Origin of the sequence: Deferrisoma camini S3R1, assembly GCF_000526155.1 — a bacterium.
Classification (GTDB): Bacteria; Desulfobacterota; Deferrisomatia; order Deferrisomatales; family Deferrisomataceae; genus Deferrisoma; species Deferrisoma camini.
Genome location: NZ_JAFN01000001.1, coordinates 1,789,615 through 1,806,007, shown reverse-complemented (window position 1 = coordinate 1,806,007; position 16,393 = coordinate 1,789,615). Strand labels below are relative to the sequence as shown.

At 71.8% G+C, this 16,393-nt stretch carries 14 protein-coding genes; 2 read left to right on the top strand and 12 right to left on the bottom strand.

Features of this window, described 5'->3' with window-relative positions; translation table 11 throughout:
* Positions 1-5: 5 nt before the first annotated feature.
* From DEFCA_RS0107970 to tolQ, 11 genes are all read right to left on the bottom strand, one after another.
* Positions 6-1,238 (bottom strand): methyl-accepting chemotaxis protein, encoded by a 1,233-nt coding sequence (locus DEFCA_RS0107970; RefSeq protein ID WP_025322502.1) that lies wholly within the window; start codon positions 1,236-1,238, stop codon positions 6-8.
* A 759-nt stretch (positions 1,239-1,997) separates the two neighbouring features.
* Entirely contained in the window at positions 1,998-2,369 is a 372-nt protein-coding gene (locus DEFCA_RS0107965) for a hypothetical protein (RefSeq protein ID WP_025322501.1), read from the bottom strand.
* Positions 2,370-2,608: 239 nt separating this feature from the next.
* A complete protein-coding gene (locus DEFCA_RS0107960) occupies positions 2,609-3,796 on the bottom strand; it encodes a hypothetical protein (protein WP_025322500.1) in 1,188 nt (395 codons plus the stop codon).
* A gap of 146 nt (positions 3,797-3,942) precedes the next feature.
* Positions 3,943-6,075, bottom strand: coding sequence for a methyl-accepting chemotaxis protein (locus tag DEFCA_RS24075; RefSeq protein ID WP_025322499.1), 2,133 nt, complete (start codon positions 6,073-6,075; stop codon positions 3,943-3,945).
* 115 nt (positions 6,076-6,190) lie between these two features.
* Positions 6,191-6,580, bottom strand: a complete 390-nt coding sequence (locus DEFCA_RS0107950) for a hypothetical protein (RefSeq protein WP_025322498.1) — start codon at positions 6,578-6,580, stop codon at positions 6,191-6,193.
* A 4-nt stretch (positions 6,581-6,584) separates the two neighbouring features.
* A complete protein-coding gene (locus DEFCA_RS0107945; protein ID WP_025322497.1) occupies positions 6,585-7,409 on the bottom strand; it encodes a hypothetical protein in 825 nt (274 codons plus the stop codon).
* 99 nt (positions 7,410-7,508) lie between these two features.
* A complete protein-coding gene (locus DEFCA_RS0107940; RefSeq protein ID WP_025322496.1) occupies positions 7,509-9,383 on the bottom strand; it encodes an ATP-binding protein in 1,875 nt (624 codons plus the stop codon).
* Entirely contained in the window at positions 9,380-10,024 is a 645-nt protein-coding gene (locus tag DEFCA_RS24070) for a septal ring lytic transglycosylase RlpA family protein (RefSeq protein ID WP_025322495.1), read from the bottom strand. Before DEFCA_RS24070 ends, DEFCA_RS0107940 begins: the two co-directional genes overlap by 4 nt.
* Positions 10,025-10,031: 7 nt before the next feature.
* Positions 10,032-10,982, bottom strand: a complete 951-nt coding sequence (locus DEFCA_RS0107930) for an energy transducer TonB (RefSeq protein ID WP_025322494.1) — start codon at positions 10,980-10,982, stop codon at positions 10,032-10,034.
* A complete protein-coding gene (locus tag DEFCA_RS0107925; RefSeq protein ID WP_025322493.1) occupies positions 10,979-11,404 on the bottom strand; it encodes an ExbD/TolR family protein in 426 nt (141 codons plus the stop codon). Before DEFCA_RS0107925 ends, DEFCA_RS0107930 begins: the two co-directional genes overlap by 4 nt.
* Positions 11,401-12,114: a protein TolQ gene (gene tolQ / locus DEFCA_RS0107920; RefSeq protein WP_245693449.1), complete on the bottom strand. Its 714-nt coding sequence runs from the start codon at positions 12,112-12,114 to the stop codon at positions 11,401-11,403. Before tolQ ends, DEFCA_RS0107925 begins: the two co-directional genes overlap by 4 nt.
* 520 nt (positions 12,115-12,634) lie before the next feature.
* Between tolQ and DEFCA_RS0107915 the strand changes: the two genes are divergently transcribed.
* Together DEFCA_RS0107915 and DEFCA_RS0107910 are read left to right on the top strand one after the other, a co-directional pair.
* Positions 12,635-13,411 (top strand): prepilin peptidase, encoded by a 777-nt coding sequence (locus DEFCA_RS0107915; protein WP_025322491.1) that lies wholly within the window; start codon positions 12,635-12,637, stop codon positions 13,409-13,411.
* A 731-nt stretch (positions 13,412-14,142) separates the two neighbouring features.
* Positions 14,143-15,519: a sigma-54-dependent transcriptional regulator gene (locus DEFCA_RS0107910; RefSeq protein WP_025322490.1), complete on the top strand. Its 1,377-nt coding sequence runs from the start codon at positions 14,143-14,145 to the stop codon at positions 15,517-15,519.
* On the opposite strand, the gene DEFCA_RS0107905 is transcribed toward DEFCA_RS0107910, so the two are convergent.
* On the bottom strand, positions 15,494-16,381 hold the full coding sequence (locus DEFCA_RS0107905; protein WP_025322489.1) for a DMT family transporter: 888 nt from the start codon (positions 16,379-16,381) through the stop codon (positions 15,494-15,496). The genes DEFCA_RS0107910 and DEFCA_RS0107905 overlap by 26 nt on opposite strands.
* Positions 16,382-16,393 lie beyond the last annotated feature (12 nt).

Below are 16,393 nucleotides of genomic sequence, written 5' to 3'. Positions count from 1 at the left end.
CCGGCTCATTCCCCGGTACGGAACCCGGAGAGCTCGGCCTGGAGCTCGCCGGCCGCGTCCCGAAGCCGTTCCACCCGGGTGCGGGCCTCGGCCAGGTCGCGGCGGGTGGCCTCCAGGGCCTCGGCCAGCGAATCCAGCAACTTGGGAATCTGGGGTGCGGCTCGGCTCTGCTCGTCGATGGCCCCGGAGATCTCCAGCAGCCTCTCGGCGCTGGCCCCAGCGGCCGCCAGGATCCGCCCCAGGGCGCCCTCGGCCTGCCGGGACGTCTCGATGGAGGCGGCCGCCCGAAGGCGCGCCCGTTCGGCCCTGCGGGTCACCTCGGCGAACGCGGACTGGACCGTGGCGGCCAGGGTTTGGATCTCCCGGGTGGCCTTGCCGGTCTGATCGGCCAGCTTTTTCACCTCAGAGGCCACCACGGCGAACCCCCGGCCGTGCTCCCCCGCCCGGGCGGCCTCGATAGCCGCGTTGAGGGCCAGGAGGTTGGTCCGGTCCGCCACGTCCTCCACGGTGCCCGCCACCTCCGAGATCTTCTCCAGGGGCCGGCGCAGGGTCCCGAGGGCCTCGGTGACCGCTCCCGTGGCCCGAGCCCCCTCGGCCGCCGCCTCCAGCGTGGCCTCCACCTGGGTCCGGCCGTCCTGGGCCGCGTTGCGCGTGTCCGCGGCCAATCGTTCCAAGTCCTCGCAATGGGCCGCCAACCGGCGAAGGGTGGCGGCCATGTTCTGGCTCGCCTCGGACGCCGACCGGCTCGCCTCGGCCAAGCGGTCCTGGCGGCGGTCGTAGGCGAGGAACGCCTCGTCCACCGAGGCTCCGGCCGCGGCCACGGCCTCGGCGGTGCGGCCCGCCCGCGGCAACACGCGGCGCAGGGTCTCCACAGTATGGTTGAACGCGTCGAACACCCCGGCGGGAGTGGGATCCCGGGGCGGGGGGAGAGACGCGGGCAGGGTGCCTTGCCCCAGCACCTCCACAGCCCTGGCGAGCCGGCGCAAGGGCGCGGTCATCTGGGATGCCGTCGCCTGGAGCGCCAGGAGGAGCAGGGCCGCCACCACCACCACGGCCAGCCGGCGCCGGAACTGCCGCACCGGCGCAAGGGCGGCCTTCCGGTCCCGGACCACGACGACCCTCCACTCGCCGCTCCCGGGCACGCCCTCGGCCAGCACCGGGGCCGGCGCCGCCAGGTGGGGAACGCCCTCCAAAACGATGGTCTGAGCCCCGGCACCGTCCGTGCCGACCTCTCCCAAGGCGGAAAGGTCCGGGGGGGCCCCCTCCGGCTGGGAGCCCAATCACCTTGCCGTCCGGACCGATCACCGCAGCAAACCCTCGGAGGCCGCCCTCTTCGGTGCGGAGGGCCAGCCGTTCCAGGTACGCCTCGAACCAGCCCCAGTCCAGACACGATACCCACACCCCGGCCAGGTCGTCCATCAGGTCGAGCACGGGCCGGGCGAGCAGGACCACCCGCATCCCCCGTGGAGCCCCGGGGACCGCCCGCAGGAGCTCCCCGGGGACCAGGGGGCCGGCAAAGGCTCCTGCCGCACCCCCCGCCACGGCCTGAAACCACCGGCTCCGTGCCACCGAGGCCCGGGGAAGGGGGTGGGAGGCCCAGGGCGTCCCACCCGGACCGGTCTCGTTCACGGCGAACACGGCGCCGTCGGACCGAATGAGGGCTTGGAGGGCGTAGGCGGGTTTTCGGGCGACAGCCGCATCCGCGAACTGGGCGAAGAACTTCGGGTCCCCGTTGTCCAGGCTCATGGGGGCCGCGTCCAGGCTAGACCACACGGCCAGGTCGGCCCAGGAGTCCTCCAGCACCTCGGCCACTCGCCGGGCCGCGGCCGCGGCCTCCCGCAAAATCCGCGCCTCCACCTCTGCGAGGATGGCGTCCCTGCCTCGGCAAAGGGCGCACCCCCCTGTCACCGCGGCTGCGGCGGCCACCGCTGCAAGCCCGATGGCGAATAGTTTGACCCGGAGCCCGACGTTGGGGAGCACAGGGTTGGCCTCTGGCCCTACGGGCGCGCCTGATCCAGCAGGAAGTAGAGGAGACGGACGAGCTCCCGGGCCGTCTTCTTGTCGATGCCGGAGTCGGGCTTGCGCATCATCTTGATGCCGTACATTTTGGCGGCCTTCTTGTCGAAGGGGGTGTGGGAGATCGGAGCGATGCCTGTGGTGACGGCCTCGACCACCCTGCCCAGGCTATGGCAGCCTTCGGCCGGGTTGGCGCACTTGACCTCCATGAGTGCGTAGCGTTTCTGCATATCGGGTGGGAACCCCGAGGGGTCGAACCGCCGGGCCTCTCCCTGGCCGACTACGGCCAGCCCTGCGAGGGCCGCGGCGGGAAGACCGCACAGGCATGCGGCCAAAACCATCTTGCGGATCATGGGGAGCCTCCCGCTCATACCAATTTGCGATCAAGATGAGCTCATAGAGGGGCGATTTGGGGGCCGTCGGTCCTTCGCCGGAAAAGACGGCCTCGCCGAAGTCGCTACGGCCCGGTCCGCTGCGGCGCGTGAGGGCACGCGCCGCGGGCGCTCCCCTGCGCCGAGCGGCATGAACGGCTCGGCCGTAGCGCTCCGGGCCAACGGCCTCCAAATCGCTGGCTTTAGAATGCGACTTGGTATCAGAAGCTGTACAGGAGCCGCATCAGGGTCGTGTTGTCCACCTCGGGGGCAGCCTTCTCCCAGCGGTGCTCCAGGCTCAGACGAACGCTGGGAACCGGTGTCCATCCCACGGCCGGGATGAACCGATTGATCACCCCGCTCCCGTCTCCCTCTTCGTCCTTGTACTCGTACCGGGCCAGGATGAAGTACTTGCCCCGGCACACGTACAGGGCCTCGGCCGCGTACACCCAGGTGTCGGCGTCGTCCGCGCCGGCGACCTCGTCCCTGCCGTTGAGCCCGGATACCAGTAGGGTGAACCCCTTGTACAGAACCTCGGCTTCGGCCCCGACCCGGGACCAGCTCTGGGTGTCGGTGTCCCCGCGCCGGCCGACGTATCCGTAGGCGCTAAGGGTTACGGCCAGGTCGTCCCAGACGCTCGGATCCGCCTCCAGGTCGATCTCGGGTTCGTTGCCGTCGAGGTCGGCGCCGCCGAACTTGTAGGCCACGTGGCCGTAGAACTCGTACCCGTCCTGTTCCTCCCGGTCCACCGCGCCGGCGGCGGCGAACAGTCGGCCGCCGAACACGCCGTTCATCTCGACCCCGTCCCTGGCGCTTTTGAGCTTTTCGCCGTGGATCTTGTCCAAGGGCGCCCAGGTGGCCGCGGTGAGCCGGTCGTTGTGCTTCCACAGGGTGAGGTCGGGCCGGAAGAGGCCGTACTTCACGTTGAGCGGGGTGCCGAGCACGCGGCGGAACATCACGAACGCCTCCTCCATCTCGGTGCCCTCGCGTTCGTTGTCCTCCACCTCTTCCAGCCGGTACTCCATCCAGAAGGTCACCCGGTCACGAAGGCTTCCCCCTGCCATGAGCTCGAACTCGTGGGGCTCCAGGTCCAGCTTGTCCCCGCTTTCGGCCTCGCGGTCGTACCGGGCGTCGTGCATGCCGAGTAGGGAGACGGGCAGGGCCTCCAAGGCCCCGGATCTCCACAGGGCTTCCATCCCCTTGGCGGGCTTGCGAGCGCCCTCGGCCCCGGGCCACACGTAGCCGTTGCGCCGGAACGCCTCCCCAAAGGCGTTGCGGTGGGGGATCACCGTGTGGCAGGTGGCGCACTCGGTCTTGTAGGCTCGGCTGAAAGCCGGGATGGCTTGGGCGCGAGGCACGGCGAACGTTGCCAGCCCAAGGAGCGTTACCATGGACATCACCTTGTTCATGGGACTTCCTCCTAGGCAAAAGGGAACGAATGTTCACCCCCGCCGGTGCGGCTTTCGCATCGGCCAGTGGAGCGAAGGACTTGAGCGGATGAGTCGGGAAAGCGGGGCCCTGGCATGGGGGCGAAGAGCGGGAGGGGGGGCGGTCCCTACGCGCTGCCCTCTGGAGGGGCGATCTCGGTCGGTTCGTCGGGAAGCTGGTAGGCACCCACCTGCCGGGCCAGTTGGTCGGCGGTCTCGGCCAGGGTCTCGCCGGCCGCCTCCAGGTTGCCGGCCCGCTCCAGATCCTCGGCCGCCCGCTCCGACAGGGCGGCCAGGTTCTCCGCCAGGGCCTCGGCCGACTCGTCCAACCGGCCGGCGCCCGCCTCCAGTTCCTCGCCCACCCGGGTCACCTCCATGGCCCCCCGGGTGATCAGCTCGGTACCCTGGGTCTGCTCGTCCGCGGCGCGGACCGTCTGGCGGGCCACCCGCACCATGGCCTCGATGTGCTCGTGCACGGCGTGCACCTCGCGCTCCTGGGTGCGCACCGCCTCCACGATGCCCTCGACCCCCTGGATCACCTGCAGGATCTCCCGGGCCACCTGTTCCGCCTCGCGGGCCTGGGCGGTGCCGGCCTCCTCGATGGCGGCCAGGTGCTCCGCGGCCAGGTGGGCCGCCTCGTGGATGGCGTCCAGGACCCGGGCCGTGGCGAGCACCCGCTGCTGGCCCTCGGCCACCCGCTCGGACCCCCGGGCGATCGCCTCGGCCGTGTCGCGGCCGCTGGCCACCAGCCCGTCCACGATGCCTCGGATCTCCCGGGTGCCCACGCTCACCTGCTCGGCCAGGGCCCGGATCTCGCCGGCCACCACGCCGAACGAGCGGCCCTTCTCACCGGCCTGGGCCGCGATGATGGCCGCGTTGAGCGACAGCAGGTTGGTACGCCCCGCCACCTCGTCGATCACCTGGAGCACCCGCCCCACCCGGGCCAGGCCGGCGTCGAGGCGGTCGAACCGGTCCACGGCTGCGGCCACGGCCTGGCCGATCCGGTCCATGGCGGCCCGGGCCTCCTCCATGGCCACCAGCCCCTCGTCGGCCCGGTCCAGCACGGCCGCCGTGAGGGAGCGGCCCTCGACCGCGCCCTGCCGCAGGGTGGCGGCGACGTTCTCGATGGAGGCGGCCGAGGCGCCCACGGTCTGGGCCGCAGCGCCCACCTGCTCGGCGAACGCGGCCACCTGGGAGGCCGCCCGACCCAGTTCCTCGACGGCCCGGTCCGACTCCTCGGCCCTCTGGCACAGGCCCTCCATCTCGGCCCGCACCTCCTCGGTCATGGCCAGGATCTGCTGGACCCCCGACGCGGTCTCCTCGGCCCGCTTCCGCAGGCTCTCGGCCGCCTGGCGCAGTGCCCGGGTCTCGCCGGCCACCCTGCCGGCCGCGGCGCCGCCTTCGCGCACCCGCCCCAGGGTCTCCTCGGCCCGGGCCCGGCCCGCCTGGGCCTCCTCCTCCAGGGCGTGGCTCTGGGCCGCCAGCGAGGCGGCCGCCTGCCTCAGCCGGCTCAGACCGGCCACCAGGTTCTGCCGCAGGGTTGCCGCGGCGCGGGCCAGCTCTCCCAGTTCGTTTCGCTCGCCCACCTCCAGGGGCACGGTCAGGTCCCGTTGGGATGCACCCTGGAGGAATGCCAGAACCTGGCGGAACGGGGCCTGGATCGACCGGATGCTCACCACGGCCGCGGCAAGGAGCACGAGCCATCCGGCCGCGGCCGTGGCCCCGATGAACAACCGGAGCGAGGCGGACTCGCCCACCGCGGTCTCGGCCCGGGCCGCGGAGGCCCGGCGGAGCTCCTCCAGGCCGCGGCCCACCTCCTGCTTCACCGCATCGGCCCGGGCGGCGAGGGCCTGGAACTGGCGGTCGAGCTCCTCGAACACCTCCGGGTCCTCCGCCATGTCCACCAGAACGCTGGCCCCGTCGCGCAGCTGCGCCAGGGCCGGGGCCAGCCGGGCCCGGCGGGGTTCGGGCAGACGATCCAGGGCCGTTTCGGCCGCATCCAGGGCCTTCTCGGCCCGGGAGAGGTCGGGGTCGATGTACTCCATGAACCGGAGGATCGCGATCTCGAACTCGGCCACCGCCTCCTGGAGCGCGGCCATGGCCGAGAGGTCCTCCACGGCCACCTCCCGCAGGGACCGGATGATGCGGGTATGGCGGTCGAGCCCCCAGAGGGCGGCGGCTCCCAGGACGAGCAGGCACAGCAGGCCCACGGCCAGGGCACGGCGAAGGCTTCGAAACGCTTGGGTCGGTCGGTCGATCAAGGCAGGAGGATTCCCGGCTGTACGGGGTTGAGAGGTCGATACACCGGTCCGCCGCCCCGGGGACCATGGATCGGCCGATGTCGGGGAAGACTTGAGAAAAAAAGAACGAGGAGGTTTACGCGCGTCGGTCCAGCAGGAGGCCCAGCCGGGTGCGCAGCCGGGCGAACCAGGCGGGCAGGTCGTCCGGATCCAGGGCCTCGGGCAGGGGAGGGAGGTTCGCCCCGGGGGGAAGGCCGGTCACCTCGAGCCCCAGGCCCGCCTCCTCTTCCACCAGGAGGAACCGGGTGGCCACCCCTTCGGCCTCGAGGGCCCGGTTCAGCTCCTCCACGGCGTCGGCCAGGGCCTCGCGCCAGGCGGCCCAGCGGTCTTCGGCGGAGTCCCGGTCTTGTTCGCCCCCCTCCTCTTCGCCCCGGCGGGGACGGCGCCGGAACACCCGGATCCGGGTGCCGCCCGGCTCCACCGGCCGGGGGCCGGCCGTGCCGTACACGTAGGGGTAGTCGGGCATGGCGTCACCACACGGCGTTCGGGAAGGTGCGGGTGTGGAAGTCGCGGCTCACGAACTTGTACATCTGGGGGGCCATCCACCGCCGCCCCAGCACCCCGTCGTGGATGGCCCACGACCGGCCGCGCACCGTGTCGGACATCCACGGCATCCGGAACGGCCGCGATCCGTCCATGCGGGCCCGCAGCACCCCGCCGGGCTGGAACTCGCGGTGGATCCATTCCATCTGCTCCTGGCCGGACGAGTAGGTGAACCCGTACTGCTCGTACTTGATGGCGTTGTGGTAGGCCAGGGGCGCCACGTACAGGATCTCCACGCCCAGGGTCCGAGCGAACGCCTCCACCCCCCGGATCAGGGGACGGAACATGCGCAGCCCCGGCCGAACCTGGTTGGGGGCCAGGCCTGCGGCCAGCGCCCGGATCTCCTCGCGCAGGTTGCGCACGGTCGAGCCCAGGGGGATGGGGTTGCCCTGGGGGTCCCGGTCCACGTGGAACCGGGGGCCGTGGATGTCGTTGATCACGATCCACGACGCCTCGAGGTGGCCCAGGTAGGTGTCGGTGAGCTCCAGCACCAGGGCCGGGTCCTCGCCGGCCGGGTCGGGCCACACCTCCAGCCGAACCGCGTCCTCTCCGGGAACCTCGAGGCAGCGGAACACCCCCTCGGGTCCCTCGGACCACGAGCGGGGCGGCCCCAAGCCGTAGTGCTCCAGCAGCGGCGCCGGGACCAGCCGGGCCAGGTAGCGGTGGCGCAGGGCCGGTTCGGCCTCCCACAGGTCCCGCATACTCCGGGGGCCCGAGGGGGCCGCAAGGGATTCGGTGCTCGGGTCGCTCATGCCCCTCCTGCCGGGTTGCGGGCCCAAAGTTTGCCCATGCGAAAAATGCCTCTCCACGTAGAGGCGCGGCGGGGAACGAGGAATGCTCGCCTCGGCGGTTCATCCTCCGGCGGCTTGGAACCACACCTCGAACGCGGTGCCCACCCCGGGTGCGGACCGCACCTCGACCTGGGCGCCGCATGCTTGGGCCAGGCGGTGGGTGAGGGCCAGGCCCAGGCCCATGCCCGGGGTCCTGCCGGCGGCCTTGCCCCGGCGGAACGGCTCGAACAGGTGGGGCAGTTCGGCCGGGTCGATCCCCAGGCCGTTGTCGCTCACCCGCAGCACCACCCGGTCGCCGGCGGACCGGAACTCCAGGCGCACCCACCGATCGTCCTTGGCCGGGTCGGCGTACCGGATGCCGTTGGAGAGCAGGTTCTGGACGATCTGGAACAGCTTCGCCCGGGCGCACCGAAGCCGCGGCGCGTCCGCCGCCAGCTCCAGCCTCACCCCGGCCTCGGCCGCCCCTTCCGCCAGGTTCTCGGCCGCCAGCCGCACCACCGGAATGGGGTCCATGTCGTGGAGTTCGGCCACCGGCTGGCTGGCCTGGGACAACTCGCGAAGCCCGTCCACCATCTCGTTGAGCAGATCGGCCGAGGTGCGGATCCGCTCGAGGAACATGCGGTTTCGCTCGTCCAGGTCCGGACCGGCCGTGCGGGCCAACAGATCGGCGAACCCCTTCAGGCTGACCAGGGGGGTCTTGAGGTCGTGGGCGAGGCGCGAGGCGAACGCGTCGAGCTCCCGGTTGCGCTCCTCCAGCAGCCTCTGGCGCTCCACCGCGCCGGTCTCGTCGATGTACACCTCGATGCAGCCCAGGTACCGGCCGCCGGGCCCGCGAACCGGCCCCACCACCCGGAGCAGGTGTCGGGGCTGGGGGCGGCAGACCTCTATGGCCTGCTCCCAGGCTTCCACCGAACAGGCCTCGGGATCCGCGGGATGCTCCAGCAGCCCGGTGGGGTCGGCCAGGGCGGAGGTCATCTCCCGGGCGAGCTCGGTGTAGGGCCGGCCGACGAACGGCCGGGGATCCACCCCGAAGAAGGTCTCGATCCACCGGTTCGCGAACCGGACCCGGCCTTCCACGTCCACGAACACGATGCCGGCCGGGGACGAGTTCAGCAGGCTCGCCAGCACCGCGGCGTACTCGTCGCGCTCCCGTCGGGCGGTCTCGGCCTGGGTGACGTCCTGGATCATCACGCACAGGTACGACTCGCCGGGGCCCACCGTGGCCGGGAACGCCACCCCGCTCAGGATCCTCGACGGCCCTCCCAGGCCGGCCCGACCGGGGTCCCAGGGGAACGGCGGCAGCTCTACCCACTCGCCGGCCCGGGCGCGATCCAGCAGGGCGGTCACGCCCGCCTCCCGCAGCTGGGGATCCTCGAACGGCCGGTACTCCCGGAGGCGCTCCAGGTTCTTCGGGTGGGTCTCCATGCGCTCCAGGGCTCGGTTCCAGCGCACGGGTCGGCCGGCCTGGTCCAGGATCAGGATGGCGAAGGGGTTGTTGGTGAGAAAGCTCTCCAGGAGCACCTCGGCCCGGTGTCGTTCCTCGGCCATGCGGGCCTTGTCCGCGGCCCGACGGATTCGGCGGACCAGGTCGGCCGGGTTGCGAAGCGCCACCTCCTTTGTGGTGTAGTCGGCGATTCCCTCCATGAACGACTGCCGGGCGAGCTCTTCGCTGCCGTGGTTCGTGACCAGCACGAACGGCACGGCGCGCTCGTCGTCCCGCGCCCGGCGCAGGAGGTCCAGCCCGGTCTCCCCACCGAGCCAGAAGTCGCACAGGACCACGTCCACCCCGCCGGCCCGGAGCTGCCCCAGCGCCTCGTCCACGCCCCGGGCCTCGAGCACCCGGATCGAGGGGTCCTGGTCCTGCAGGTTGGCCGAGAGGAGCAGCCGGTGGTCGGCCTGGTCGTCGACCAGCAGAACGCACAGGGTCTCGGTCATGGCTCGTCGATCCGTACCAGGAAGGGCCGAAGACCCAGGTCCCGGAGCCGTGCCAGGGCGTCTCGGGCCGCCTTCCGGTCGGGGAAGGGCCCCACCCGCACCCTCAGGAACACCGCATCCCCCCGGTCGAACCGTTCGACCCACGCCCTTCCGAACCGCCCGTCCAGGCGCGCCCGGAGCCGCTCGGCGTTCGCCGCCACCCGGAACGCCCCCACCTGCCAGGCCAGGGGGCCGCGCTCGTCGGTCACCCCGTCCAGGGCCTCGACTCGCACCCGGGCCACCCCGGCCTCGACCATGCCCAGCTTCCGGGCCACGCCGTAGGAGAGGTCGATGATCCGGCCCTCCACGAACGGTCCCCGGTCGTTGATCCGGGCGACGGCGGACCGGCCGTTCTCCAGGTTGGTGATCCGAACCCGGGTTCCCAGGGGCAGGGTGCGGTGGGCCGCGGTGGCCGCGTACATGTCGAACGGCTCCCCGCTGGCCGTGGGCCGACCGTGGAATCCAGGACCATACCACGAGGCCAGGCCCTCGGCCACGTAGCCCCGGGCCGAGGGCAGCGGCCGGTAGATCCGGCCCTTGACCCGGTACGTCCCCGGCGGGGGAGGCCCGGCACAGGCGGCCACCAAGGCGAGCAGGAGCACGAGCCCCCTACTCGCCGTGGAATCGGAAACCCACCTCCAGGGTTTCATCTCGCACCTCGTCCGGCATGGGGGGCAGGGGCTGGGCCCTTTCCAGGGCCATCAACGCCGCGGTGTCGAACGCCTCGCTGCCCGAGGACTCCTCCACCACCCTGCGGAGGATTCTGCCCTGGCGGTCGAGCACCACCGAGACGATCACCGACAGGTCCCGGCCCTTCAGGCCGGGGGGGATGGTCCAGTGGTCCTTGACCCGTTCCCACAGGCGGTTGTAGTAGGCTCGGAGCCGCACCTCCTCGAGGGCCGTGCGGCTGCCCGAGATACCGGCGGCGCCGGACCCCCCCGGGCCCCCGGCCGACGCCTGGTCGATGCGCCGGCGGATCGCCTCGATGGCCTGCCCCACCCGGCGTTCCCCCAGCTCCGATCGGTCGTCGGCCGACGCGGGGGCCGGCGGCGGGGCCTGCGCATGCTTGGCGCGCATGGCGGCGATCCGCTCGGCGACCTTCCGCTCCAAGGCCTCGGGGTTGGGCTCCGGTGCCGGCGCGGGCGCGGCAGACCCCTTGGGCCGGGCCACCTGGGCCGGCGCAGGTTTGGGCCGGGCCGCGGAGGGCCGGGTGGGGGACGGCTTGGGTTTCGGCTTGGGGGGGCGGGAGACGACCCTGGCCTTCGCCTTGGGTTTGCTCTTCGCCTTGGGCTTCGGCTTCGTCGGGGTCTTGACCTTCGGTGCCGCGGGGGAGGCGCGTCGGGGCGTGCCCACGACCCCGCCCGGCTTGGACCGGCCGGAGGGCGGCACCAGGTTCACCACCTGGATCGGGGCGTAGAACGTGCGTTCGACGGGCCGGATGTGGAACCGCCCGAACGCCAGGAACAGGGCCGCGTGGAGCACCGCCGAAAACCCCAGGGCCTTCCAGACGCGGTGGTCGCGGCGGTCGCCGAACAGGCCGTGGTATCGGTCGACTCTCACGGCTCCTCAGGGGGCTCGGTGATCATGCCGAGCCGTTCGATGCCGGCGCGCTTGGCCTCGGCCATGACCCGCACGACCACCCCATAGGGCACGTCCCGGTCGGCCCGGAGGAACGCCTCCTTGGTCCCTTTGCGGCGGTAGATCGCGCCGAGCTTCTCGGCAAGGGCCTCCATGGGGACGGGCGTGTTGCCCAGGAACACCCGCCCGGCGCGGTCCACCGAGATGACCATCAGGTCGGTCTGGGCGGGCAGCTCGGTGGCCACCACCTCGGGCAGGTTCACGTCCACCCCCTGTTGGATCATGGGCGCCGCGACCATGAAGATGATCAGCAGCACGAGCATCACGTCGACCAAAGGGGTGACGTTGATCTCGGCCAGGTGGGTGCGGGCCGTGCGGCCGCCCGCCGGGCCCGGTGCGTTCATGGGGCGCCCCTCGTCGCGTCGTGGTGGGTCACGATGTTGAGGAACTCGCTCGAGAACGCCTCCATCTCGGTGGCCAGCACCTTGATGGCGTTGTTGAAGTAGTTGTACGCCACCACGGCCGGGATGGCCGCGGCCAGACCGGTGGCCGTGGCGATCAGGGCCTCGGAGATGCCGGGGGCCACCACGGCCAGGTTGGCCGTGCCCATGGCCCCGATCTGGCGGAACGAGTCCATGATCCCCCACACCGTGCCGAACAGACCCACGAAGGGGCCGGCGCTGGCCACCGTGGCCAGGAACACCAGCATCCGCTCCAGCCGGGTGATCTCGGCGTCGGCCACGAGCCGCAGGGTGCGTTGGACCGCCTCGACCCGGCCCAGTTGGGGGGACAGGTCCTCGGCTTCGCCCTGGCCCTGGGGGCGGGTGCGGCGGCGGCGCCACTCCCGGTAGCCCGCACGGAACAGTTGGGCGAGGGGGCTCTCCGTCAGGTCCTGGGACGCCGCCAGGATGGCCTCGAACCGGTTGCCGCCCCAGAACACCTCCAGGAAGTCCCGGCTCTGGCGGGCGGCCTGGCGGATCACCCAGAACTTGTAGAGGATGATGCCCCAGCACAGCACCGAGGCGAACACCAGCAGGAGGAGCACGCCCCCCACCACGGGCCCGGACCCGAAGGCCATGGCCAGAATGCTGGAGGAACCGTTCCAGGGATGCACCGTCGTTCGTCCTTCGCGTTGGCGGGAGAGGGGGTGTGGAAACGATGAAGATAGGCGTCCGGGGTATGGGGTGTCAACGCGGCTCAGTCGGCCTCACCCGGGGCCCTGGGAACGGGGGGCGGGTCCGTGGTACTAGTAAAACCCGCAAAAGCGTTGTTTCCAGCTTTCGAGCCCTTGAGCCTTCCGGCGGGCCATTGCCGACGGAGGGCATGGGGTCCGCTTCCGGCCGCGCGCGAAGCCGGGCATGAGATTCGCCGCGCAGGCACGGGGCACCAACCGTGGTTTCATGGCAGTCCGGCCGGGGACCGAACGGTTTCACGGTGCGAGCGTTGGAGGCGCTGCGCGGCGAGCTAAGGAGCCGCACGCGGCTCTCCAGCAGACCCCGTGCCCCACCGAGCGTTTGGCGGCGGTTCGGGGAAGCGACCCGGCCGCCTAGCGGCCTAGCAGCCCAGCCGCCTAGCGGGCCGAAGGCCCTAGACCAACGACTGACGACCAACGACCGAAGTTGCCGAGGGGTGCCTTGAAACCGTGGTACGGGATCGGGTTGGCCGCGGCGGCCGTGCTGGGGGCCGTGGTGGGCAGTTTCTTGAACGTGGTGATCCACCGCCTGCCCCGGGGCGAGTCGCTGGTGCGGCCGCCGAGCCACTGCCCCGGGTGCGGCCGTCCGGTGCGGCCCTGGGACAACGTGCCGATCGTGAGCTATCTGGTGCTCCGGGGCCGGTGCCGGGACTGCGGGATGCGCATCCCCCTGCGCTATCCCCTGGTCGAGGCCCTCACCGCCGGCCTGAGCGGCCTGCTTTGGGTGCGGTTCGGACCCACGCCCGCGTTCGGCGTCTACTTCGTGTTCGTGGCCGGTCTGGTGGCGGTGACCTTCATCGACCTGGACCACCGGATCATCCCCGACTCCCTGAGCCTGGGGGGGATGCCGGCCGGGCTGGCCGCCTCGTTCGTGACGGGGTTGGGGCCCGTCCAGAGCCTGCTGGGAATCGCCGTGGGCTCCGGCCTCCTGCTGGCCGTGGCCCTGGGGTACCGGGCGGTGACCGGCCGGGAGGGCATGGGGTTGGGCGACGTGAAGTTCCTCGGTGCGGTGGGGGCGTTCCTGGGGTGGCAGGCGGTGCTGTTCACGGTGTTCGTCTCGTCGCTGGTGGGGGCGTCCGTGGGCGTGGCCTGGGGCCTGGCGCGGGGCGGCGGGCTCCGGCTCGAGGTGCCCTACGGCCCGTTCCTGGCCCTGGGCGCGGCCCTGTATGTGTACGCCGGCCCGGAGCTCGTGACCTGGTACCTGGGGCTGCTGGGGTGAGGGGGGGAGCTCCCTCAGGCCCCTGCGGGACCGTCCAGAGACTGGAAACTAGAGACTAGAAACTAGAAAAACCGGGGGGGCAGACCGTTGGGTTGGGGCTCTACCAGGCCCCTGCGGGGCCCCACAACGGGGAAGGGTATCTTCTCCCTGGTACGGGACGTTGCCCCCCCCGGGCCATGAGGTGGAGGCGAAAAGGCAAGAAGGCTCCTATAACGTGATGGAATCCGGGATGTTTTTAAGCCTTCTAGCCTCTTGGCCTTCCAGCCTTCTAGCGGGCCGAAGGCCCCGAACCGACGACCGTCGACCGAAGCTTCCGGGTAGCCCCCTACGGCCCTTGGGGGCCCTACAACGGGGAGAGTAACTTTCCCTGAACCGGGTAGCTGCGGCGGGGCATGGGGTCTGCTTCCGGCCGCGCGCGAAGCCGGGCATGGAGATTCGCCGCGCAGGCACGGGGCACCGGCGGTGGCTTCATGACCGTTCGGCGGGGCACGAACGAACTCACGGTGCGAGCGTTGGAGGCGCTGCGCGGCGAGCCAAGGAGCCGCGCGCGGCACTCCAGCAGACCCCATGCCCCCCGAGCTTTGGTGCGGCTCGAAGGCCGCCTAGCCGCCTAGCGGGCCGAAGGCCCCAGACCGAAGACCGTCGACCGACGACCGTAGACCGAAGTTACTGGAAGGGGCGAAATCGGCCGGCCGGGTTTCCGGCCCGGTCGCTGAGACGGAGGTGACCGCGTGAAAGACCATTCCCTGCTGATCGTGGACGACGAGGCGATCGTCCGGGAGACCCTGGCCTCGATCCTTGCCGAGGAGGGGTATCGGGTCTCGGAGGCCGGCGACGGGCAGGAGGCCCTGGACCTCCTGGACGAGCACGGGGGCGACGCCTTCGACTTCATCCTGTGCGACATCAAGATGCCCCGGGTCGACGGCCTGGAGTTCCTGCGGAAGGCCCGGGCCCGGGGCTGCGCGGCCACCATCGTCATGATGTCGGCCTACGGCACGGTGGACACCGCCCTCGAGGCCCTGAAGCTCGGCGCCTACGACTACATCTCCAAGCCGTTCAAAACCGACGAGGTGCTCCTGACCCTGCGCAAGGCCGAGGAGCGCGAGCGGCTGATCCGCGAGAATCGGGCCCTGCGCGAGGCGATCCGGCGGGAGTACCAGTTCGAGAACCTGGTGGCCCGCAGTGCCCGCATGCGGGCCGTGCTGGAGCTGCTGGCCAAGGTGGCCGACTACCGGACCAGCGTGCTCCTGGTGGGCGAGGCCGGCACCGGCAAGGAGATGCTGGCCCGGGCGCTTCACTACAACTCCCGGCGCAGCGACGGGCCGTTGCTGAAGGTGAACTGCCGGGCCATGGCCGACGCGGTGCTGGAGAGCGAGCTGTTCGGCCACGAGCCCGGCGCCGTGTCCGACGCCCCCCGGGCCCGGGCCGGCCTGTTCGAGCAGGCCCAGGGGGGCACGGTGTTCCTCGAGGACGTGGACGGCCTGCCGGCGTTCCTCCAGGTGCGGCTGCTGCGGGTGCTCCAGGAGGGCGTGGTGCGCCGGGCCGGCGGAACGGCCGACCTGCCGGTGGACGTGCGGGTGGTCAGCTCGTGCCGGGTGGACCTCAAGAAGGCCGTGTCCGAGGGGAGCTTCCGGGAGGACCTGTACTACCGGCTCAGCGTGATCCCGGTGCTGGTGCCGCCCCTGCGTGAGCGGCGGGAGGACATCCCCCTGCTGGTGAACCGGTTCCTGGACCGGTTCGCCCGGGAGACCGGCAAGTCGGTGACCGGCGTGAGCGCCGAGGGCATGGAGATGCTGCTGCGCTACCGGTGGCCGGGGAACGTGCGGGAGCTGGAGAGCGTGATCGAGCGGGCCGTGGTCATGGCCGAGGGCCCCGTGATCGACGAGGCCCACCTGAGCCCCTGGATCCAGGACGACCAGGAGGGCGTGTTCCCGGGCATCGGCCCCGACGAGTACTCCATCAAGAAGGTGGTGGCCCGGGTGGAGGAGGAGCTGATCCGGCGCGCCCTGCGCAAGACCCGGGGCAACCGGAGCCGGGCGAGCCGGCTGCTGGAGATCAGCCACCGCACCCTGCTGTACAAGATCAAGGACTACGAGATCGACCTGTGACCGGCTTCCCGGCCCCTCCCAGCCCCAGGGCGATGCCCCCCAGGATCAGCGCCCCGCCGGCCACCGTGCTGACCGAGGGCACCTCGCCCAGCACGAGGTAGGCCAGGAGGGTCGAGCCCACCGGCTCGCCCAGGATGGCCAGGGCCACGGCTGGCGCGGTCAGATGGGCCAGGGCCGCGTTGATGGCCGTGTGGCCCAGGATCTGGGGCCCCAGGGCCAGGAGCACCAGCCACCCGTAGGTGGCGGCCGGGTACGGCCCCACCGACGTGCCCGTGATCCCCACGGCAGCGGCCAGAAGCACCGCGGCCACGGCGTACACCCAGGTGGAGTAGGTCCGGGCGTCCAACCCGGCCCGGGCCCGGCGGCCCACCGTGAGGTAGGCGGACATGGCCAGCGCCCCGATCAGGGCGAGCCCGTCCCCCACCAGCGGCGCCGGTCCGCCCCCGAAATCCCCCCACCCGATCAGCACCGCCCCCCCCAACCCCAGGACGATGCCCGCCAGGGTCCGGCGGTCGGGCGGCTCCCCCAGGAGCCACGCGAACAGCGCCACGAACAGGGGGTTGGTGGTCACCAAGACCACCGAGCTGGCCACGGTGGTGTAACGTAGGCTCGCGATCCACGCGGCGAAGTGCACGGCCAGGAACAGCCCGGCCGAGGCGAACCAGGGCCAGGATCGGGCCGGGGGCAGGCGACGGTGGCGCGCGAGGTCGTACCCCACCAGCAGGGCGGCCGCGATCCCGAGCCGGTAGGCCGCGATGGCCAGGCTCGGGGCCTGGCACAGCCGGATCAGGATGGCCGCGCTGGAGATGACCGCCACGCCCCCCGCCAGCAGAAGCGCCGGCCCCCTGCGATGCGGGCCCATGGAGGCCTCCGG